20 protein-coding genes, 1 pseudogene and 1 riboswitch are annotated in these 20743 nt (G+C 69.9%); of the genes and pseudogenes, 7 read left to right on the top strand and 14 right to left on the bottom strand.

The window, feature by feature from the left end; translation table 11 throughout:
* The first annotated feature begins 50 nt into the window (after nt 1–50).
* The gene (locus tag AB0M02_RS07065) at nt 51–2882 is read left to right on the top strand and encodes a BTAD domain-containing putative transcriptional regulator (RefSeq protein ID WP_364222923.1); all 2832 of its coding nucleotides are present in this window, start codon (nt 51–53) and stop codon (nt 2880–2882) included.
* Here the strand turns inward: AB0M02_RS07065 and AB0M02_RS07060 are convergent.
* From AB0M02_RS07060 to lepB, 4 genes are all read right to left on the bottom strand, one after another.
* Complete coding sequence (locus tag AB0M02_RS07060; RefSeq protein ID WP_364222920.1) at nt 2845–4656, bottom strand: ABC transporter ATP-binding protein; 1812 nt, start codon at nt 4654–4656, stop codon at nt 2845–2847. The genes AB0M02_RS07065 and AB0M02_RS07060 overlap by 38 nt on opposite strands.
* Nucleotides 4653–5192, bottom strand: coding sequence for a redoxin family protein (locus AB0M02_RS07055; RefSeq protein ID WP_364222917.1), 540 nt, complete (start codon nt 5190–5192; stop codon nt 4653–4655). Before AB0M02_RS07055 ends, AB0M02_RS07060 begins: the two co-directional genes overlap by 4 nt.
* Before the next feature lie 70 nt (nt 5193–5262).
* Nucleotides 5263–5457: a hypothetical protein gene (locus AB0M02_RS07050; protein ID WP_364222915.1), complete on the bottom strand. Its 195-nt coding sequence runs from the start codon at nt 5455–5457 to the stop codon at nt 5263–5265.
* A 64-nt stretch (nt 5458–5521) separates the two neighbouring features.
* A complete protein-coding gene (lepB, locus tag AB0M02_RS07045) occupies nt 5522–5953 on the bottom strand; it encodes a signal peptidase I (protein WP_364224475.1) in 432 nt (143 codons plus the stop codon).
* 73 nt (nt 5954–6026) lie between these two features.
* Between lepB and AB0M02_RS07040 the strand changes: the two genes are divergently transcribed.
* A complete protein-coding gene (locus AB0M02_RS07040) occupies nt 6027–6539 on the top strand; it encodes a MauE/DoxX family redox-associated membrane protein (protein ID WP_364222912.1) in 513 nt (170 codons plus the stop codon).
* A gap of 98 nt (nt 6540–6637) precedes the next feature.
* Nucleotides 6638–6865 carry a hypothetical protein gene (locus tag AB0M02_RS07035; RefSeq protein WP_364222909.1) on the top strand — a complete coding sequence of 76 codons (228 nt, stop codon included), beginning with the start codon at nt 6638–6640 and terminating at the stop codon, nt 6863–6865.
* Between the two features lie 32 nt (nt 6866–6897).
* Here AB0M02_RS07035 and AB0M02_RS07030 read toward each other — a convergent pair whose 3' ends face one another.
* The 5 genes from AB0M02_RS07030 to AB0M02_RS07010 all read right to left on the bottom strand — a co-directional run bounded on the left by AB0M02_RS07030 (nt 6898) and on the right by AB0M02_RS07010 (nt 10590).
* Nucleotides 6898–7497, bottom strand: coding sequence for an NIPSNAP family protein (locus tag AB0M02_RS07030; RefSeq protein WP_364222906.1), 600 nt, complete (start codon nt 7495–7497; stop codon nt 6898–6900).
* A complete protein-coding gene (locus AB0M02_RS07025; protein ID WP_364222903.1) occupies nt 7494–7919 on the bottom strand; it encodes an Rrf2 family transcriptional regulator in 426 nt (141 codons plus the stop codon). Before AB0M02_RS07025 ends, AB0M02_RS07030 begins: the two co-directional genes overlap by 4 nt.
* A 354-nt stretch (nt 7920–8273) precedes the next feature.
* Complete coding sequence (locus AB0M02_RS07020; RefSeq protein ID WP_364222900.1) at nt 8274–8852, bottom strand: aspartate/glutamate racemase family protein; 579 nt, start codon at nt 8850–8852, stop codon at nt 8274–8276.
* Between the two features lie 47 nt (nt 8853–8899).
* Entirely contained in the window at nt 8900–9985 is a 1086-nt protein-coding gene (locus AB0M02_RS07015; protein ID WP_364222897.1) for a crosslink repair DNA glycosylase YcaQ family protein, read from the bottom strand.
* Nucleotides 9982–10590: a GNAT family N-acetyltransferase gene (locus AB0M02_RS07010; RefSeq protein WP_364222894.1), complete on the bottom strand. Its 609-nt coding sequence runs from the start codon at nt 10588–10590 to the stop codon at nt 9982–9984. Before AB0M02_RS07010 ends, AB0M02_RS07015 begins: the two co-directional genes overlap by 4 nt.
* A gap of 159 nt (nt 10591–10749) precedes the next feature.
* Here AB0M02_RS07010 and AB0M02_RS07005 point away from each other — a divergent pair, with 159 nt between their 5' ends.
* Nucleotides 10750–11334 (top strand): class I SAM-dependent methyltransferase, encoded by a 585-nt coding sequence (locus AB0M02_RS07005; RefSeq protein ID WP_364222891.1) that lies wholly within the window; start codon nt 10750–10752, stop codon nt 11332–11334.
* On the opposite strand, the gene AB0M02_RS07000 is transcribed toward AB0M02_RS07005, so the two are convergent.
* A complete protein-coding gene (locus tag AB0M02_RS07000; protein ID WP_364222888.1) occupies nt 11315–12541 on the bottom strand; it encodes a saccharopine dehydrogenase NADP-binding domain-containing protein in 1227 nt (408 codons plus the stop codon). The two genes, AB0M02_RS07005 and AB0M02_RS07000, sit on opposite strands and share 20 nt — an antisense overlap.
* A 191-nt stretch (nt 12542–12732) precedes the next feature.
* Nucleotides 12733–12905, top strand: a riboswitch (cyclic di-AMP (ydaO/yuaA leader).
* Here AB0M02_RS07000 and AB0M02_RS06995 point away from each other — a divergent pair.
* Nucleotides 12906–13451 (top strand): transglycosylase family protein, encoded by a 546-nt coding sequence (locus AB0M02_RS06995; RefSeq protein WP_364222885.1) that lies wholly within the window; start codon nt 12906–12908, stop codon nt 13449–13451. It begins immediately after the preceding riboswitch.
* A 48-nt stretch (nt 13452–13499) separates the two neighbouring features.
* Here the strand turns inward: AB0M02_RS06995 and AB0M02_RS06990 are convergent, their stop codons facing one another.
* Nucleotides 13500–14159 carry a TetR/AcrR family transcriptional regulator gene (locus tag AB0M02_RS06990; protein ID WP_364222882.1) on the bottom strand — a complete coding sequence of 220 codons (660 nt, stop codon included), beginning with the start codon at nt 14157–14159 and terminating at the stop codon, nt 13500–13502.
* A gap of 63 nt (nt 14160–14222) precedes the next feature.
* Between AB0M02_RS06990 and AB0M02_RS06985 the strand changes: the two genes are divergently transcribed.
* The gene (locus AB0M02_RS06985) at nt 14223–15128 is read left to right on the top strand and encodes an alpha/beta hydrolase (protein WP_364222879.1); all 906 of its coding nucleotides are present in this window, start codon (nt 14223–14225) and stop codon (nt 15126–15128) included.
* 47 nt (nt 15129–15175) lie between these two features.
* Here AB0M02_RS06985 and AB0M02_RS06980 read toward each other — a convergent pair whose 3' ends face one another.
* Complete coding sequence (locus tag AB0M02_RS06980) at nt 15176–19174, bottom strand: trypsin-like peptidase domain-containing protein (RefSeq protein WP_364222877.1); 3999 nt, start codon at nt 19172–19174, stop codon at nt 15176–15178.
* Nucleotides 19175–19295: 121 nt separating this feature from the next.
* Between AB0M02_RS06980 and AB0M02_RS06975 the strand changes: the two are divergent.
* A pseudogene (locus AB0M02_RS06975) lies at nt 19296–19457 on the top strand (GntR family transcriptional regulator); the annotation flags it as partial.
* Nucleotides 19458–19776: 319 nt separating this feature from the next.
* Here the strand turns inward: AB0M02_RS06975 and AB0M02_RS06970 are convergent.
* Complete coding sequence (locus AB0M02_RS06970; RefSeq protein WP_364222874.1) at nt 19777–20124, bottom strand: hypothetical protein; 348 nt, start codon at nt 20122–20124, stop codon at nt 19777–19779.
* A 6-nt stretch (nt 20125–20130) separates the two neighbouring features.
* Nucleotides 20131–20511 (bottom strand): hypothetical protein, encoded by a 381-nt coding sequence (locus tag AB0M02_RS06965; RefSeq protein ID WP_364222871.1) that lies wholly within the window; start codon nt 20509–20511, stop codon nt 20131–20133.
* Between the last annotated feature and the right edge of the window lie 232 nt (nt 20512–20743).

Genomic DNA, 20743 nt, shown 5'->3' with positions numbered 1-20743 from the left:
GGCTGCCATTGATCGAGCTCCTAGAATGGCGCGGTGCGCCTCCCTTCTGGATGGTGGTCCGCCTGACCATCGAATTTCGGGTACTCGGCTCCGTCCAGGTGACTGTCGACGGCAGCCCGGTTCCCCTCCACGGCAAGCAGCGGACGGCCCTGTTGGCCGTACTGCTGCTGCACCACAACCGGGTGGTCAGCACCGCGCGGCTCGCCGACGTGCTCTGGGACGCCCGGCAGCCCCGCACCGCCCGGTCCGCCCTGCACGTACGGGTCTCCCAGTTGCGCCGCGCGCTGGCCGAGGCGAACGCCGGTGACGAGCGCCTGGTGCACCGCCCGCCCGGTTACCTGATCCGGGTAGAGAAGGGCGAACTCGACCTGCAGCGCTTCACCGAGCTCGCCGACCGCGGCCGCGAGCTGCTGGCGGGCGGCGACGCGGAACGCGCGGCCGAGTCACTCGGCGAGGCTCTGGCGCTGTTCTCGGGGACGCCCTTCGAGGACGTCGCCGCGCCCGCGCTGGAGGAGCAGCGCACCCGGCTGCTGCAACGCCGGCTGGCCGTCCTCACCGATCGCATCGAGGCCGACCTGCGACTGGGCCGGCACACCGCGGTGATCGAGGAACTCGGCACTCTGGTCGGCGACCACCCGCTCGACGAGGGCCTGCGCGGCCGGCTCATGCTCGCGCTGCACCGCAGCGGCCGTCGCGGCGACGCGCTCGCCAGTTACCGGGAGCTGCGGCAGGCGATGGCCGACCGGCTCGGCCTGGAACCGGGCGAGGAACTGAAACGCCTGCACAAACAGATCCTGACCGCGGACTCCGCGCTGAGCCTCGCCGAGCCGGCGACCGCGCAGGCGGTCGCGCCGGCCCAGCTGCCCGCCGACCACCCGCACTTCACCGGCCGCGTGGAGAGCCTGCGCAGGCTGGACGCGCTGCTGCCCGGCCGGGCGGCTTCGCCGGCGCCGGTGGTCATCTCGGCGATCGCCGGACTCCCCGGTGTCGGCAAGACCGCGCTGGCCGTGCACTGGGCCCGCCGGGTCAACGCGTCCTTTCCCGACGGACAGCTCTATCTCAACCTCCGCGGCTTCGATCCGTCCGCGCCGGCGGTCACCCCGACCGACGCGCTGCGGGTGCTGCTCGACGGGCTCGGCGTTCCACCGCAGCGGGTTCCCTTCGGGCTGGAGGCGCAGGCCGGTCTCTACCGCAGCATGCTGACCCACAAGCGGATGCTGGTCCTGCTGGACAACGCACACGACGCCGAGCAGGTCCGCCCGCTGCTGCCCGCCTCGCCCGGCAGCCTGGCGCTGGTCACCAGCCGCAACAGGCTGACCGGCCTCGTCGCGACCGACGGCGCGCACGTGCTCAGCCTCGACGTGCTCACCCCGCCCGAGGCGCGCGAGATGCTGATCGGCCGAATCGGTCACGCCCGGGTGACGGCCGAGCCGCAGTCGGCCGACGAGATCATCGAACGGTGCGCCGGGCTGCCGCTCGCGCTGTCCGTCGCCGGTGCCCGCGCTGCCGCGGACCCCGATCTGCCCCTTGCGGACCTGGCCGCCGAGCTGCGGGCCAGCGAACTGGACGCGCTGGCCGTCGGTGACACCGCCAGTGACGTACGGGTCGTCTTCTCCTCGTCGTACCGGATCCTCGGCGCCGGCGCGCAGCGACTGATCCGGCTGCTCGGGCTGCATCCCGGTCCCGACATCACCGTGCACGCCGCCGCCAGCCTGGCCGGGGTCACGCTCGCCGACGCCGAGGACAGCCTGACCGAGCTGTCCCGGGCCGCCTTCCTGACCGAGACGGTGCCGGGCCGGTTCGGGATGCACGACCTGATTCGGGCGTACGCGATCGAGACGGCCGGGCGTCACGAGGACGAGCTCGCCCGGCAGGCGGCGGTCGAGCGCCTCACCGATCACTACCTGCACACCGCCTGCGTGGCGGCGCACCTTCTCATCCCGCACAGCGATCCCTTCGCACCCGGAGAGCCGTCGTCCGGCGTCCTGCCGGAGACGTTCGCCGACGTCAAGGAGGCGACCGCCTGGTTCACCCGCGAGCAGGCCGTGCTGCTCGGAGCGTTCCGCACCGCGGTGACGGCCGGGCTCGACCGTCAGGTCGCCGAGTTCGCGTGGTCGCTGGCGCGCTTCTTCGACCTGCGCAGTCGCTACCACGACATGGCCGCCACCCAGCGTGAGGCACTCGCGGCGGCCGAACGTCTCGGCGACCAGGCGCGGCAGGCTCGGGCGCACCGACTCATCGGTCTCGCCGCCAGCCGCGAGGCCAGGTACGACGAGGCCCGTGAACACCTCGTCCAGGCGCTGGCCATGAACCGGGACCTCGGCGATCACGTCGCGCAGGGGCACACGTCGATGACGCTCGGCCAGCTCCACGCCCGGACCGGTTCGTACACCGACGCCCTCGGGTACGCCGAAGCCGCGTACGCGGCGTTCCAGGCCGGTGGCCAGCGCTACGGCCAGGCCAACGCGCTGAACTCGATCGGCTGGTACCACGCACAGCTCGGCCACTACGACGAGACGCTGACCCACTGCGGCCGGGCCGTGGAACTCGCCCGTGAGCTCGGCGACAACCGCAGCATGGCCGCGGCGTGGGACAGCCTGGGCTACGCCCACCTCCGGCTGGCGAACCAGCGGGAGGCGGCGGACTGCTACCGGCAGGCGGCGGACCTGTTCGCGGAGATCGGCGACGCGTACTTCGAGGCCGACACGCTGCTTCATCTCGCCGACGCGCTCCGCGCCCAGCAGGAGATCGGCGCGGCGGTCACGGCGGCGGAGCGCGCTCTCGAACTGCTGGAGGCGCTGGGTCATGCGGAGGTCACCCGCGCCCGGGAGATGCTGCAAACCCTCAGCCCGCCCTCTGGTAACCGGTCGCCTGAAGGCTGAACAGCTCCGCGTACCGGCCGCCGGCAGCCATGAGCTGGTCGTGACTGCCGAGCTCGGCCACCCTCCCGCCGTCGAGCACGGCGATGGTGTCCGCGTCCCGGACGGCGCCGAGGCGATGTGAGATCAGCAGGCTGGTGCGGCCGAACCGGTGCGCGTACAGCCTGCGGTGCAGGGCGTGCTCGGCCTCGGCGTCCAGGCCCGCGCTCGGCTCGTCGAGGATGAGCAGGTCCCGGCCCTCGCGGAACAGCGCCCGGGCGACGGCGAGCCGCTGCCACTGCCCGCCGGAGAACACCACCCCGGTGGCCGGCGCGTGATCGGCGTTCCCGTCGGTGTAGATGCGGCTCAGCATCGTGTCGTATCCCCTGGGCAGCGCCTCGATCGCCGTCGCCACCCCGGCGTTCTCCGCGGCGGCGGCGATCAGACGCGGGGTTCCGGGTGCGGGCTCGTCGAGATGCCGTACGTCACCGGCCGCGATGTTCTCGCCCACCGTGAGGTCGTATCGCATGAAGTCCTGGAACACCGCGCCGATCCGGTCGCGGAGCTCCGTCACGTCGAACTCGCGGATGTCGATCCCGTCCCACAGCACCGCACCGCGCTGCGGGTCGTAGAACCGGCACAGCAGGTTGACGAGCGTGGACTTGCCGGCGCCGTTCAGGCCGACCAGCGCGGTGGCACCGCCCGCGGCCACGGTGAGGTCGAGCCCGCTCAGCACCCAGGGCAGATCGTCGGCGTAGCGGAACCAGACGTCGCGGAGCTCTATCCCCCGGCGCAGCGGCGGCACCGGCCGCGTGTGCCCGGACGGCGCCGGTTCGAGGTCGGGCGCGACGTGAACCACGTACTCGTACTGCTCGAACAGCAGGAGTGCACGCCGGCCCTGGCCGATGGCGGCGATGGCGTTGCGCAGCGCGGCCTGCACCCCCGCGACCGACGCGACGAAGATCGTCACGTCGCCCGCGGTCAGCCGACCGGACCGAGCCGCCAGCACCGCCCAGACCAGACCACCGCCCGCCGCCACGGCGCCGAGGGCCGCCAGCAGCGCCTGGGTACCCAGCTCCCGGCGGTCCGCCCGGCGGTTCTCGCGGTCGATGACCCGCGCCTCGGCCAGCATCCGCCGGCCGAAGAAGTCGCCCAGGCCGAAGAGGCGCACCTCCCTGGCCGCCGTGACACTTGTCAGCAGCTCGGTGTAGAAGAACTCGCGGCGGCTCACGTTGCCCAGCTTCAGATGCATGGCGGTCCGTTCCCGGGCCAGCATCAGCTCCGCGTACAGGGTCGGCCCGGCCGCGATCACCACGACGAGGGCCATCCACGGGTTCAGCAGCGCCAGGGTGACGAGGAAGCCGGCGACCGTGACCGCGCCCTGACCGAGGCCGAGGCCGCAGCCGACGAGATCGGCCGGTGCGCTGCCACCCATGCCGGCCATCCGGAGCCGGTTGTGGAAGGCCGGATCCTCGAACCTCGCCAGGCCGCCGAGTCCGCTGATCGCCGTGTAGAGGCGTCGCTTGGCGGCGATGGTCACCGCGCGGCCGAGCTCACGGTCGGTGTGGTTGAGCAGGTGCGGCAGGACGACGGCCGCCAGGCCCGCGGCGGCCAGGGCCAGCACCGCAGGCAGGAGGCTCGCGCTGGTCGTGGCCCCGGTCAGGGTGTCGAGGACGGCCTTCGTCAGCCAGGCGACCGCCACCGGAGCGGCGCCGGCGGCCACGGCGAGCAGCACCTGAACGGTGAAGATCGACCGGGAAGCTTGCCACGCGTACCCAATGGCGGTCTTGACTTTCATGCTGTTGCGCGGATGGGCAAGGCCTCCATGTTCAGCGCGCCCGCCGCGACCACCCCGTCGGCGTCGACCACCGCGTAGGCCGGGAAAGCGTTGACCCCGAACGCCAGGCTGACGACCGGCTCCTCACCCTCGCGCACGACCCTGCCGACCACCTGGCCGAGCTCCTCGCAGAGCGCCCTCGACGACTCCGCGGCACCCATGACGACCGCGACCGTCCGGTCCGGCCCACCAGGCCAGGAAGCCGCCAGCTCCAGGAACTGGGCCAGCTGTGTCGCGCAGGCCTTGCAACCCGGTGAGAAGAAGCCCATGAGCGTGCCGTCGGCGAAATCGCCGCGCCGGAACGTCCGGCCGTCCACAGTGGTCGTGGTGAAATCTTCGGCGGTCTCCCCCGCCTGCCTGATCGACGGGCCCGGCGGCACCCGGTTGGCCAGGAGTTCGGTGTGTTCGCGCAGCCGCCGGATGACGCCCAGCGTGAGCACGAGGTTCGTCAGTCCGAGTGCGCCGACCAGTACGACCGCCGCTACCAGGTAGACCATCGTCGGTTCCTCTCGTTGCAGGGGGTCCGGGCCGCTGCTGGAGCGGCCCGGACGTGGTGTCTCTTGTTTCTTAGGTGCAGCTTCCGATGGCGTAGAGCCAGTAACAGCGCTCGTCACAGCTCGCCAGCAGGTGGCATTCGAGCTGGTAGAGCGTGCCGCAGCAGTTGCACTTCTGCGGGTAGTACGTCTGGGGCCGGCAGGCCGCGGACGCCTCCGCCTTGGGCACAAGGAACCGGAGCATCCGGTCCGCCAGGGCATTCACCATGACGCCTCCTTCGTAGTCGGTGTACGGACTGTGGCAAAGCCGCATACATCCCGAATACAGGCGATTACTGCATCTTTCGTCTCACGACTCCGAGGACCCGGTCCAGTGGCAGGTAGCCGAGCTGGCGCGAGTCCAGGCTGTGCGTGACGTCGCCGAGGACCAGCAGGCTGCCGGGCGGCACCGGGCCGTCCGGCACTGCTGACATCAGGCCGTCCGGCACCCGTTCGCCCGGTGTCGCGACGACCCGTTTGACGAGCCACCGGCGGCCGCGGGCCCGCCGTCCGGGCGGCGTGCTCCATCCGCCGGCGTCGTCGGGGCGCTCGATGACGACCAGGTCACCGGTGCGCACCCGGCGCCCGGCGACCCGACGCACCAGCACCAGATCGCCGGGTCTCAGCGTCGGCGCCATCGAGCCGCCGACGACCTCGACCTGCGTGTATCGGAGCCTTGTCACCACGACGGCTATGGAGACCGCACCTGCCAGAAACGCCAACACGTACACGAGTCGCCAACGTAGGCAGGCGGTGTACAGCGCTTATACATGTCGATGCGGGTTACCGTCGCGCCTCATGAGTTACTTCGTCCTGGGCAGCGCGATCGCACTGGCCGTGGTGTTCCTGGTCTCCGGGATCAGCAAGGTCCGTGACTGGCCGGCCTTCCTGGAGTCCACCGCACAGCTCCTTCCGCCCGGCTCGCTCCCGGTGACCCCGGTCGCCTGGGTGGTGGTCGTGGCCGAGTTCGCCGCGGTGGCGCTGATGCCGGTGGTGCCCGCTCTCGGCCTCGGCCTCGCCGCTCTGCTGCTGATCGCGTTCGGGATCGCCACCGCGGTGGCTGTGCGACGTGGGCAGCGCGCGGCGTGTCGTTGCTTCGGCGCTCTGTCGGGGCGGCCACTCGGTGTCGGGCATGTCGTTCGCAACGGTGTCCTGGCCGTGCTGGCACTTTCGGCGCTTTTGGCGCTTTTTCGGGGCGGCGCTCTGCATCCGGCGGGGATTGTGCTGGCCGTGGTGGGCGGCTCCGTGGTGGCGGCGCTCGTGGTCCTCGGCGACGACATCGCCGATCTGTTCGTCCCGGATCGTCTGTAACTCAGCTGTATGTCGGGTTCCTAGGGTCGTTCTCATTGCTCACGCCGGTTAGCCGGCACGGTGTGCCGGTTCAGCCGGCTCGGGGAAAGGACACCACCATGCGCAGGAACATCGCTCGCCTGGCAGTCACGGGCACCCTCGTCGCAGGCGCCGTCGCCGCGGTCGCCGTGCCGGCCTTCGCCGCGCAGCCGTGGACCCGGCACGGCTTCTACTCCTCCTACTCCGACTGCTCGCGCGACGGCAGTGCGGCCGTCCGCGGACCGGACTGGTCGGAGTACAACTGCGAGTACGCGGGCCTCCGGGGTTATGAGCTGTGGCTCCGCTGAGCCTCGCCTGAACCTCCGCGGGAGCCGTGACCTCAGACCCTCAGGTCACGGCTCCCGCCGGTCAGCGCCAGGCGTAGCCGTTCGGTCTTTCGCACACCGAACCGCTCGGGCACCTCAACGTCCTCGGCCCCTTGCGCCTGGAACCAGACGAAAGCGTGTTCACCCGCGCGGACCGGCAGGGCCGGGAAGTTGTTCTCGGCATACTCCGTCCACAGGACACACTCCGCACCAGTGTTCTGCCCCGCGAACCACTCCGCGAACGCCTCGTCGAACGGCCGGTCGCGGTACCAGATGGTCGCCTTCTGGTCGGCCTTGATCGCTTTCACACTGCTGCTGTCAATGGTCCTCAGCAGCAGCACGTCGTCGGAGTCGATCATCGTGGCGTTGGCCGCCGGCCCGTGCTCCTTCCACACCGGCCCGCCGTAGAACTCCCGCAGCCCCCGGCCCCGCACCTCCATGTCGGCGAAGCCGCGCAGCCACACGAACATGTCCGGCCGGTCGAGATCACGGAACCGGCCCAGCACGGCCATCCCGAGCTCCTCCTGCGACTCGACGAACTCCCGCTCGAACAGCTCGATCAGCTCGTCCCGCCGCCCGGGGTGCAGGGTGTACCGCCGCAGCTCAACGATCACGCCAGGATCCTCTCCAACATGCCGGCGATCGTGCGCCGCGCCAGCGCCGCCTCGAACGCCGCGGTCGCCTCGTCATAGACATCTGTCAGAACCGGCCGGATACCCCGGCCCACCGGGCACTCCTGGTTCGGCTCGGTGTGATGCAGGCCGAGCAGCGGCTCCGCGGCGACGGCCTGCCACACGTCGAACATGGTGATCTGCTCGGCGGGCCGAGCCAGCGAGAACCCCGCCCCGGTGCCACGCCGGGCCGTCACCAGGCCGGCCCTACGCAAATCACCGAGACTGCGCCGCAGAATCACCGGGTTCGTGTTGACACTGGCCGCCACCTCGTCGGAGGTGAGCGACGGCCGCCCGCGCCGGCGCGCAAGCTCAAGCCACGCGAGCGCATGCGCCGCGATCGTCACCCTGCTGTTCGAAGCCATCGTAACTATGTTTATTACATTGTGCTGCGGTCCGCAACACGGGTGGGCACGCTTGGCGGGATCCGGTCAGGCCACCTATGTCCGCGGTACCGCCAGCCAGGTTGCTCGTCTCAGGTTCACAAGCAATCAGTCAAGCGAGATCAGCACGATGTACGGGCGCATTGAGCGGCCGATCTGGGCAAATGTCGGCCTGTCGGAGGATCATGCGGTGGCGCTCACCCGGACCGCGCTCGGTGCGACCGGTCTGATCGACGAGATCAGCGACGACGACCTGGTTGCGACGTCGGTTCAGATGTTCGTACACGTCGTCGAAGACATGGAGCCAGAAGGCGCGGGGACACCCACGCGCCATCGCTATTGCGTGAAGCCCCCCAGCCGCAGCAGTGCCGCCGCCGCGGTGACTGCCGATCGTGGGCTGGTCAGCACCTCGCCGTCGATCAGGTCTGCTGCGGGTGCCATGCTCGCCTGCGCCAGCACGACCACATCCACCGACGGTGCCACCTTTCGGGCCGCCTCGGCGATCTCCTCGTAATAAGCCGGGAGATCTCCGGCCTCGAAGTGCCGCCAAGCCTCCGAAACCACCACCGGCACCACAGTCACCGACGGCGGGAACAGTGCCAGCGTTGGATCCAACGTGGACGGCGTGGTGACGATCACGGCGATCCGGGACCCCGCCGCCACCGCGGCCTCGGCCATCGGGCGGTCTGCGCGGATCACCGGGACGCCGATCTCAGCCGCCGCTTCCTCGGCGATGCCGCCGATGGTCGAGCACGTGCACACGATCAGACCCGCGCCGGAATCGGCCAGCGAGCGCAGCTGGGAACGCACCCGCTCAACCAGAGCGGGCGTCAACCCGTCGTCCCGGGCACAGGACAGCAGGCTCGGGTCGACCAGATGGCGCACTTCCACATCCGGAGCGATCTCCGATGCCAAGTCACCGAACGTCGCCACGTGTACTTCGGCTGTGTGCAGGAAACCGATCACTCGAAGATCACCGCCGCTTCGGGCACCTCACGGGCTCGGGCCACCTCGGCGGCCTCGGCCTCCACACGCTTGCGATCGACCCGGTCGAACAGGGTGACCGTCAGATCAACCCGCTTGCGTCCCGCCATCCGTGCGCGCCACACCCCGGCGACCTCACCGTCGACCAGCAGGATGCCCGGGTTGCCGAGCGTTCGCCACACCTCTTTCTGCTGGTCGCGTGACGGCACGAGCAGATCACGATCACGGGCCTGCAGGAACGGGTCCATGGCCGGCAGCCACCGCACGCCGCTCGGGGTCGAGGCCGTGGTCAACGCGGAGACCTGCTCGTCTGGAATCCACGCCTTGCGGCCGTCGAGATCAACCTGGGCCAGGTCCGCGGGCCAGACCGCGCGGAGCGCGGCGGTGGAACTGCCCAGATATTTCGCCACCGAGGCCGGCGTGGCCGGGCCGAGGAAACGCAGGTAGGTCGCGATCAGGTCGGCGATGCCGACATTCGACGTCGGGATCGGCGGGGCGTCCGGCAGTGGCCCGAGCTGGGCGTCGCGGCCACGAGACAGCACTTCGACGCCGCCAGCTAGGCCCGCATGCTGCCAGACGTTGCCGGCGACGTGGCGTGCCTTGCAGCTGCGGCAGTCATAGGTCAGCGAAGGTGGCACCAGCCGGGACACACCCGTGCTGGCCTCGCCTCGGGGCATCGGAGCGGTCACGACCTCGCGCAAGGCTGACGCCGTCGCCGTGAACGCCTGGATGCCGAGCCGGACCCCGTCGGGGATCTGGGCGCTGTTGATCCGGGCGCTCGCGTCGGCGTCCGAGACGGGCCAGAGTTGTTCGACCAGGGAGCCCAGGTCGGCACTGCGGTGCAGGTGTGGCGCGCCGCGGGCGGCCCAGACGGTGGTCAGGCGGTCGTCGGCCGGATCGGCGGAGGTGCGGGCGGTGAGGGCGACCTGGGCGGAGCCGGGTGTGTACTCCTGGATGCCGAGATCGAGCACCGGCAGGTCGGCGGGCCGGTCACCGCTGCGGTCGGTCAGGCCGAGAGCGGCGATCCGGTACGCCAGAACGCGTTGCCGGTCCACACTGATCATCGACGCCCACCGTACCGCCGGTAGGCGACATTTCTCTGCCGTTCCGGCCTGGTAGCCGACCTGCCGTCGACGTATTCCCAGGTCTCCAGGCGGGTCGGCCCGTACGGACCTTCCTGCACTATGGGAGGCTCGCCGGTCAGCCAGTATCCACAGCGGCGGGCTACGAGGGTGCTGGGCACGTTCGCCGGGTCGATTCTCAGGAGCAGCCTTCTCAATCGGAGCGTGCCGCACGCGTACCCCGAAAGGGTTGACAATGCCGCCGACGCGAGGCCTCGCCGCCGATGAGGGTGACCCACCAGATAGCCGAGCTCCGCTTCGCGGAGATCGTGATTGACGCTGAAGAGCAGCACCTCACCGAGCGGGCGGCCACCGTCCGTCGTGATCGCGAGCTGGATGCGGCTGCCGCTGGTGCGACCCTGATGGGCGCGTTTCAGATAGGCCTTGCCGGACTCCTCGTCGAAGGGTGACGGCATCGGCGTCCAGCGCGCTATCTCCGGTTCGTCGAGCAGGGCGATCAGGTCCGTCAGATCCTCGGGCTGCCACTCCCGCAGCACGATGCCGGTGCCCGTCAACCTCAGCGGGTAGGGCAGAGGGTCGGCGGTCACTGGAGAATCCTGCCCATAAGGATTCGGATGCGGCTAGTAGCGTGCGAATCACACTCGCCTCCGCCGGTCCGATGGAATCGCTCGTGACCAGCCGGGGCCGTTGGTGAGCAGCGCCGCTTTGCGTTGTTTGCGAGATCTTCGCGCTGAGATGATCAGGCCATGCCGGATCACTGGGCTGAGTACAACGCACGTCAGGCCACACGCGACATCCGGCCACTGTGCCGCCGGGCCATGGATCTGGCCGGTTCGGGCGCCGGGCGCACGGCCATCGACCTGGGGTGCGGCGGTGGCCGCGAGACGCGGGCGTTGCTCGAGGCAGGATGGCGGGTCACGGCCGTGGACAACGAGCCGGGCACGCAAGCGCGCCTGTTGCGCACCGTTGGGGGCATTCATGCGGCTCTTACCGTACGGGTGGAAGCGTTCGCAAAAGTGAAGGATCTACCGCCGGCCGATCTCGTCTACGCCGGATACTCCCTGCCCTTCACCGGCCCCCCGTCCTTCTCGGCCCTGTGGACGCTCTTGCGGTCGACGCTGCGCCCCGGCGGCCGGCTGGCCGTGAACCTGTTCGGGGTCCACGACTCCTGGGCCGGCCGTCCGGAAATGACATTCCTCGACGCCGCCGGGGCACGATCGCTGGTGGACGGCCTCGACATCGAGTACTGGGACGAGGAGGACGCGCCGGGCATGGCCTACAGCGGGCCCAAGCACTGGCACGTCTTCTCGATCATTGCTTGCTTGCGGTGATCTCCATCCCGGCCGTGCGGAGGCGGTCGACCAGCGCGTTGCCGATTCCGGTCGCCGGGGTCAGCACGCCGCCGCCGGACGACGGCAGCCGGTCCCGGTCCAGCGCGAGGGCCAGAGCTGATTCGCCGAGCATGACGGCCGTCGCCGCGTACCCTGGATCGCCCTTCGCCCGGAAGCGGGCCGTGTAGCGCGAGCCGTCCGTCGTGGTGGTGAAGATGTCCATGGTGAAGTGGCCGTTCTGCTGCGTCTGCTCGCTCGGGCCGGTGCCCGGCTTCGGCAGGAAGCGATCCAGCACGAACCGGGACGGCGGCACCGCGAGCCCGACAAACAGGCTGTTCAGGCCAGCTTTGATCACGCGGGCGCGCATCGGTGAGCTGACGCGCATGACCTCGCGATAGCGGAACTGGCGGCCATACGCCCAGTTCAGGAGCGCGTTGCTGCGCCGGACCACGCGCGTGTTGTAGGACGCCATCACGAACGGCGCGAGATGACCGCGCAGACCGGGATCCACTTCGGAGGCGGGCATGGCGAGCATGTCCGGCTGGCGGCCCAGGTCCGGCTCCGCTTTGCGGTCCGGGCTGAGGGAGTACGCGCTCGCGCCGATCGCCCGCAATCGCCGGTCCTTCTTCATGACGTCGACCTGGTAGCGCATCGAGTCGATCGTGCCGCCGCTCACACCACCGCGTAGGTGTGTCACCACCAGCGTGGTGTCGGTCAGTTCGCCCGCGTTGTCCGCACGCACCCGCTCGTGCAGGACGAAAACTCCGATGTCGGACGGGATGGAGTCGAAGCCGCAGGAGTGGACGATCCGCGCGCCGGTGCGTTTCGCCGTCTCGTGGTTGTCGTCGATGCTGTCGCGTGCGAACAGGACCTCGCCGGTCAGGTCCACATAATCGGTGCCCGCTTCGGCGCAGACACGGGCCAGGATCCGGCCGTACTTCGCATAGGGACCCGCGGTGGTGATGACGACGCGCGTGCTTCCGGCCATCGTGGCCAGCGCCTCCGCGTCCGTGGCGTCCGCGACGACGATCGGCCACTCGACACCGAGACGGGCGCGGACCGACTCCAGTTTCTCCGGTGAGCGTCCGGCGAGTGCGATCCGGGTGCCGGCCGGTGCGTTCGTGGCCAGGTGCCGTGCCGTCAGGACACCCACGAAGCCGGTGGCACCGTAGACGATCACGTCGAACTCGCGTGCTGGATCGCTCATGGGTGCCGATTGTGCACTGTCGCTGAAAAATTCGCACCGCCGCGACGCGCCGCAAGAAATCTGCTGATTAAGTCACACAAAAGAAGATCAAAGCGGCTAATTTGGGTGAACAAGGTCACCGGCCCCGCTTGCAGGCATGGCCAGCCTGGTCGGGTGGTGGCTACCGTCGGCAGTCCGCAATCGCGGATTCCGTGGCCGGAACGCCGAGTCCTGCCGCCGACCACGGATCAAGACACAAAGGCATGGAGCGGGGGACCCAAGAGTTCCTCGGCGCTACGGCGCCTCGGGGTGAAGCCGCATCGCGCGGCCGGGCACCTCTGCCCGAACCCGACAGCTGACCTCGCAGGCGTGGAGGACAAAAGTCATGGTTCACATCAAAAAGCGGGTTCGTCGTGCCCTGGGCGTGTTTGCTGTCGGGCTGGCTTTCGTCGTAGTCGGGCCCACACCCGCCGCTTCCGCCGCGTCCAACGTGAATTGGGACGCCATCGCACGATGCGAGTCCGGTGGACGTTGGAGCATCAACACCGGCAACGGGTACTACGGCGGCCTGCAGTTCAGCCGCGGGACGTGGCGCTCCTACGGCGGCACGAAGTACGCGAGAACCGCCAACCTGGCCAGTAAGGCCGAACAGATCTCCATCGCCGAGCGGGTGCTGCGGCGCCAAGGGCTCGGTGCGTGGCCGCATTGTGGGCGGCGTAACGCGTACAAGCCGCAGAGCCAGCCGGCGCGGGCTGCGGCGACCAGCACCACGGCGTCTGCGCGTACCCATGTGGTCCGGCCCGGGGACACGTTGGCGAGCATCGCGGCTCGTTATGGGGTGTCGGGTGGGTGGCGTGCTCTTTACCAGGCCAATGACGGTGTTCTGAAGAGCCCGCATCTGCTGTACGCCGGTCAGCGCCTGGCCGTCTGACGGGTTTCGCTCTCGTTCGGGCGGCGGCGTCGTGCCGCCGCCCGTTCATCACTCGCCCAGCAGGCCGGCCAGGACACGCGACACGGTGTCCTCGAAGCTCGGTGCCGGCACGAGCGAACCGCGGCTCAGCGCCGCCGTCAGGTGGGCGTGCCGCCCCGCCGCGATCACGTGGGCCAGGTAGGCGCCCTGCCTCTGACGAGCAGCGGAGCCACCGTTGAGCTCGTTCAGGGCGAGCGCGGCGGTGAGCGTGGTCATCACGGCGTACGTCTCCAGCTTGCGCCCCACGCTCGCCGGATGTTCGGCGAGAACCGCGAGCACGTGTTCCAGCAGGTCGGTGCCGTGCGGGCCGAGTGCCGAGCGGGTGAGCACCAGTTCCGGCAGCCAGCCGTGCCGCAGCATCAGCTCGCGTGCCTGCCGGCACACCTCCAGCAGCCCCGGCAGCCACGGACCACCCGGCGGCGGCAGCTGATACCCGGCGGCCACCTCGTCGATCATCAGGTCGAGCAGGTCGTCGCGGCTGTCGACGTAGCGATAGAGCGACGCGGCTCCGGTGCCCAGCTCAGCGGCGACACGCCGCATCGAGACCGCGGCCAACCCCTCGCGATCCGCCAGCGCGATCGCCGCGGCCGTCACCTCGGCCCGGGACCGCTCTGCGGGCCGGCCCACTCCCGCGCGCCGTTCCCGAAGCCATACCGGCACCGCCTCCATGCGCCCACCCTATCGTTCCGATACAGTGTTCGCGAACACCGTTCCCGAATAGGTGAGGCGGCCATGACCCGAACCCCGTGCACCGCACGCAACGGCGACGTACACCTCGCCGTCGACGACCTCGGCGGCGCCGGCGGCGACCCGCTGCTGCTGATCATGGGCCTCGGTGTCTCCCGCTTCTGGTGGCCCGACGGCCTGGTCGACGCGCTCCTGGACGCCGGCTTCGGCGTCGCCTCGTTCGACGGCCGCGACTCCGGCGGCTCCACGCGCTTCGACGACACCCCCGCGGACAACCCGGTGACCGCCCTGTTCCGCCGGCGCCCACCCGCCTACACCGCCGAGGACATGGCCGACGACACCGTCGCGGTCCTCGACGCGCTTGGCTGGCAGCGCGCGCACCTGTTCGGCGTCTCCCAGGGCGGACTCGTCGCCCAGCGCACGGCACTACGCCATCCCAGCCGTGTGCACACCGTGACCTCGTACGCCGCCGTCCCCAGCGACGTCCGTGGCGCCGCCGTCCTTCGCTACGTCCGCCTACCGTTCCTGGCCCGCCTGACCCGGATGCGCCACCCCGCCGGTCGCGACGGCGACATCGCGGCCGGACTGGCCCTGCTGCGGGCTCTCGCCTCTCCCGGCCACCCCTTCGACGAGCAGGACGCCCGCCTCCGAGTCGTTCGCGAACTCGACGCCGGCCTCCCCAGCGGAGTCCGCGACAGCCGAGCCCAGGCCCGGCAGACCGCAGCCACCTGGCACGGCCCCCGCCTGCGCGAACTCCGCGCACCCACCCTGGTCGTGCACGGCGCCCAGGACCCCTTGATCCGCCCAGCCGCCGGCCGCCGCACCGCCTCATCGGTGCCGAACGCCCGTTACGTCGAACTCCCCGGCGTCGGCCATGACCTACCCCGCGAGATCTGGTCGGCGGTGGTCCGCGAGATCCGCTCGCTGGCCGGCTCGACCCGTCTGGGTTGATCCAGTTCTGATGGTATAAGCGGATTTCGTCCTGGTTGGACAGTTGGTCAACCTTCGAGCGGGTTCGCTTCGAGGCCGGCCGGGATCAGATCGCTGCGCAACTGCCGGGCGCGCTCGGACCACGTCGTGTCGGCGCCGTCGAGGCGGGCGAGGACCTGCGCGGCGTCGAGTTCCGCCCAGGGCAGCGGCTCCGGACCGGTGGCCATGCGGTGGGCGGCCTCGGCGGCGTCGCGTGCGCGGTTCAGGTCCTCTTCGTCGCCCGTCGCGATGAATCGGTCCGCGGCGATACGCGCCTGAACGGTCAGGCCCGCCGCGTGCGTGATGACCAGATCACGGGGTGCCGCCGCGTCGATCGCCTCGGCGGCGTGAATGTCAGCGGTGTCCAGGTCACCGCTCACCCGGTCCCGCTCGGCTGCCAGCACCAGGGCGCCGGCCAGGTCCGGCAGGTTGTCACCGGCCCGCAGCGTGGCGAGGGCGGCGTTGACGTGCGTCGCGGCGCGTACGACGTCGCCCGCTCTCAGGTCGAGAGCGGCGAGGATCGCCCGGCAGCGGGCCGCGTCGCTGTGGAGCCCGTGTTGCCGGCATACGGACAGGTTGGCCTCGGTCAGCGTGCGCGCGGCCGCCGTCCGGCCGGTCCGTGTCAGATGTTCGCCCCACCAGACCCCGGAGATTCCGTAGAGCAGCGCACCGCGGCGACCGGGCATCAGCCCCGCGGCTTTGCGGACGTGCGTGTCGGCGATGGCCGTGTCGCCGGCGAGGCCCGACACCCAGGCGACCCGGCTGTGCGCGACCCAGAGTTCCGCCGAGTCCGAGGTCCCGGTGGCCACCTCAAGCGCCTCCGCGGCCGTGTGGCTCGCGATCAACAGGTGCCCCTGCTGCCCAAGGCAGCGTGCCAGGTTGCCGAGTACGCGGGACAGGCCGAGCTGCTGAGTGCTGTTCCGGAGCAGCTTGATCGAGTCGCTCAGATGGGTCACCGCCGCGGTCATGTCCCCGGCGGTCATCGCGAGCAGACCGGCCTCGTTGACGAAGAAGACCAGATGCCGGCTCGAAAGCGCCTTCCGGCAGTCGTCGCGTCGCACGGCGGTCGCCACGAAAGCGGTGGCCACCCGCTGCCCCAGCCACGCGGCCGGAAGGTTGAACCAGACCTGGCCGTTACGGGTCCGCCGCCGGTAGAGATCCTCGGCCGCACGCCACTGACCCGCGTCCAGGGACAGCTCGATCGCCTCGGCCACGCGGAGGGCCTCGTCCCGGCTGGTCAGCACCGAACTGGGCAACCCGGCCAGGGTGACGTCCGCCGCGACGCCGGCCGCGCCGAATACCAGCGGGCGGAAGGTGTCCCGGATCAGCGGGTGGGCCGAGATGGTTCCGTCCGGGTGCTCGGACAGCAGGCCGGCCAGCGGACCCCGCACGGCAGCGCGGATCCGCATGCTGTCCCAGCCCTCGAACAACCGCGCGAGGTCACGATGATGGGCGACAGCCAGGATCTGCTCGGCGGTGACCGGCCTGGTGAAGAGCGCGACGATCCCGGCGAGGTGCCCCTGCGGCGACGTGAGCCGCTCGGCATAGAACGTCAGGACCCGGCCGATCTTCTGCCGGGTACGGGTCGTGGTGGCCAGCCGGGAACGCAACTCCGCGGCGGTGTCCGCGTCCGGCTGGGTGGCCAGCAATGAGGCCATCACGGCGACCGCGAGCGCATGGCCGTCGACGTGGGCGACCAGGTCCCGAAGGCCGGCATCGGTGAAAACGCCCGGTGCGGCCTCGGCGAGCAGCGAGGCGCCCTCGGCGGGGGTGAACGGCGGCACGTCGAGCACCCGCAGGCCGGAACCGTCGAACCGCTGCAGATCGGCGAAGGGGAACCGGCTGGTCAGCACAATCAGTGAGGCGTGCCGGCGCCGGCACGCCGCGGTCAGCACCTCGCGCAGCAGACCGTCCAGCAGACGGCCGTAACCGCCGCTGTCCGGGCCCTCCTGCACCACCTCGAGCCCGTCGAGCACCAGGATCACCGGCACCTGGTGCAGAAGCCGTACCAGCGCGCCGGCGATCTCCTCGGGTGCCTCGGGTGGCGGCGGCGCCGAGAACGTGGCATGTGCCCAGGCCAGGAGCCGTGCCGCCCACTGCTCGGCGGACGGGTCGGTGTAGAAACTCCAGCCGAACATCGCCACCGCACCCGCGCGCCGGCCCAACCCGCCGGCATCGCTGAGCCAGTGCGTGACCAGGGCGGTCTTGCCGGCGCCGCCCCAAGCGTTGACGGCGACCATCCGTACCTGCGGGTCGGCCGCCCACCGGTCCAGCCGGGCCAATTCCTCCGTGCGGCCGACGAACCGCTGCGCGGGCTGTGCGCCGTGCTCCCACAGGGCCGGGACCGTTGCGGGGCGCGCGGGTGCCGGTGAGGGCAGGGCGGCCGCGGCCGGTAACCCGGGATCGGCCAGGGCCTCCAGCAGGATCTCCAGCGCTCCGTGGTCCTCGCCGCGCACGGGGTAAATGACCAGGTCAGCACCGAACTGCGTGGCGGCCAGCCGTCGCAGCATCTGCAGGTCGCGGCCGGTGCCCGGGTCCCAGGGCAGCACCGCGACATGGCGCGCCTCACCGTCGGCCCCCGGGTAGACGCCGGTGCTCTCGGCCGCCGCCTTCAACATCGTCGTGAGGTGGCCGTCGCTGTGGTCGAAACCGAGCCAGACGACGTGCTCGTCGTCGATCAGCCGGCGCAGCACTGGCGCGAGCCGGCCGCCGTACACGTTCTTCAGGTCGGACTCGACCAGCAGCAACGAATCGGGCTGGTTGTGGTGGCCGTTTCCGTACAGCACCGGCAGTTCGACGTCCTCGAAGACTCGGCCCTTGCTCCATCGCCGCAGGCCCGCGTCGTCGATCCAGGAGGTGAAGCCGGTGCCGGACGCGTACGGGCGGACCCGCATCCGGGCATCCACGATCCCCGGGTCGAAGGTGGTCGTCAGCACCCCACGCAGCGCCCATCGGCAGATCAGTTCCTGGATCGGCGTCCAGGTGCGGCCGGTGTCCGGGTTCCGGCGAGGGCGCATGGCCTCGCGAACCACCGCCTGATAGGAGTCCAGATCGAGCAGCTCCCGTACTCGCGCGATCGCCTGATCAGGCCGCGCTGACTCGACGAAGGCACGGCATTCGGCCGCCGCCTGCTCGTCGAGGCCGTGCTCGACGGCGCCCTCGACCAGGTCAGCGACGGTCTGCCGCCGCGCCGGATAGAGCGGCATGGCGGTACGCGGCCCGAGCACCGCCACCAGGTTTCCGGTCCGCAGGTAACGGCGCAGAGCGGCCAGCCCGGCCCGGTTGACCTTCCGCAGTGCGGCGGCATCCGCGGCTGTCAGCCCCGTCAGATAGCCGTCCGGGAACGGCCGGTCGTCGTCCACGGGCATCGTCACCGGGTCCGGGGCCGCAGCCCCGAAGACCTGCTCCCATTGCGCCGACCCGGAGTCGTGCGGCATGTCGGCACCCTGCAGCCACATCGCCACGGGCGTGGCCAGGCCACCGAGGTCGGAGTGTGGGTCCCGGGTCGCCTTCACGACGCCGACCACCGCACGCCGCCGCGGGCAGAGCAGCGGCGCGCCGGAAAGCCCGGGTGCAACCTGCCCACCCTTCAGGCGCAGGAAGCCGTCGCCGTCGACCCCTTCGAACCGGAACGATGCCGGCGAGCCGGGGCTCTCCCGTCCCCGCCGGGGATAGCCCCAGGCGTGAAGGTCCACGTCGGACGCGGGGTCCTCCTCAGGGCGATCGTGCAGACGTACCCAGGCGTGCTCGATCGGATCACGCAGGCGCAGCACCGCGACGTCGGGGAAGGGCCAGAGGTCGCGTTCCGGGCCGGGCGGTGCCGAGGAGAACTCCACTTCGGCTTCCAGCGACGCGCCGCGGTGCGGCACGACACGGACGGTGTCTCGCCCGCCGACGACGTGTGCGCAGGTCAGAGCACGTCCGGGAGCGAAGAAGAACCCGGTGCCGAGCACACCACCCGCCGGGTCATCGACACGAATCACGAACTGCGGCAGCTGCCGGGAGTTGACCGTCGGCAACGGCTGCACCGGCTCTCCCGTCTGAAGTCGAGAACCAACAAATAGCCGATCCACAACCCACACGGAACACCCCGATCGGATCACACCGTCGCTACTTCAGGACAACAAGACCCCCAGTTGACCCCAACGCGTGCTTCAGAATCGGCGCATCACCTACAGCTGCGGCGGCAAAGGCACCTTCGTGCACCCCGACGCCTTCGACCTGCTCTGCGGCGTGGTCCTACAAGAACCGATCACCGAGCCGGAGTTGCATGGCCGGGTTGCCGCGTACCTCGCCGACCAGCAGCCCATCATCCGAGGCTTTCCACGCCCCCGCACCGGTCGAGGCAGTGACGATCCCGTCACCAGCCGCCCCTTTGGCGAGCGCTTACGAGGGTCGCCGCCGCACCGCTAAGCGGACGCCACACGAAGATCCCATCACCAGCGCCGACATCTGGAGCCGGACCAGGAAGCATTAATCGACATGGGTATCACGTCGATCTCGTTGCGGTCGAGCCAGTACACCCATTCGAGTTCGGCGATGCCGGGTGAGCGCTGTTCGTAGGCGTCGTCGACCGCAACCGAGGCGGACTCCGACGCCCGAAGACGCCGGAGCGCGCAAACAGAGACGACTATGCGGTGGAAGGTTGCGGTTCCCGTACCTTCTCCTGATATCGCTCTAATAGATCGACGAGCACGTCCGTTAACCCAGCCTCGCAGTCTGCCGGAACCCGGTCAAGAGAAATCTCGCCCTCCAAAATGCCAGCCACCTTGGTAGAAGCGATCAGGTAGGACCAATGAACGGTGGAGCCGTGACCGAAGATCCGATCCGCGACATAATCGCGGAACCCAGCCAAGGGCACGCCATCGAACGCGGCGTTGTATCCCTCAACGAACGCGACCGCCGTAGCGAATCGATCATCCAATAGATACATCCGCCGCCGGTGCCGAAGATGGAAGCACAGCTCAGAGACGTTCACGATCCATCACCCCACCGGAGTAAACGAAAGGTACTCACCATACTCCCATTGGGCGCGATACGTATCCAATGGCATGCCTGTTCGCCCGGTGAACCCATCATAGACCGTACCATCCTTAATGACAGCATAGTGCTCAGTCCACTTGCCATGGGGATCACGAACTGATGGCCCGAGCGCCGGGGCACCGTACGCATCCTTGATATGAACAACGTCGCCGCCGACAATCTTTTGGATCTCCGTAGCGCACGCTTTGCAGTTGTCCATGGTTGGCACAGGCCACCCGTTCGGGCCAATTTCACAAGCTGGCCCAGTGTTGTGGACGAGTACGGGCGTTGTGCCGGCGAGCACATAGTACGTGTGGATGTCCTTGACCGTGAGGTCGTCCATCCAACTCAGGCCGGTCCAGACCTTGATCGCGGCAACGGTCTGGGTGGTTCACCGTCGGCGTTGCGGAGCTTGTCGCCCGGCTTGAGGTCCTTGGCTTCGGTCCACTCGCTGGTGGTGGCGTTCCAAAACGGATGGTTCGCGGTCGTCTTGACCATACTGGTCGTACCGGTCTTGTCGTCTTGACCGTGATATCGGCCAGGTCGGTGTCCTGAAGGTGGTGCAGGACACCGAC

The sequence above is a fragment of the Actinoplanes sp. NPDC051861 genome (assembly GCF_040681145.1).
In the GTDB taxonomy this organism is placed as follows: Bacteria; Actinomycetota; Actinomycetes; order Mycobacteriales; family Micromonosporaceae; genus Actinoplanes.
Note: the sequence above shows the minus strand (reverse complement) of the source record. Positions and strands in the feature narration are given on the sequence as shown.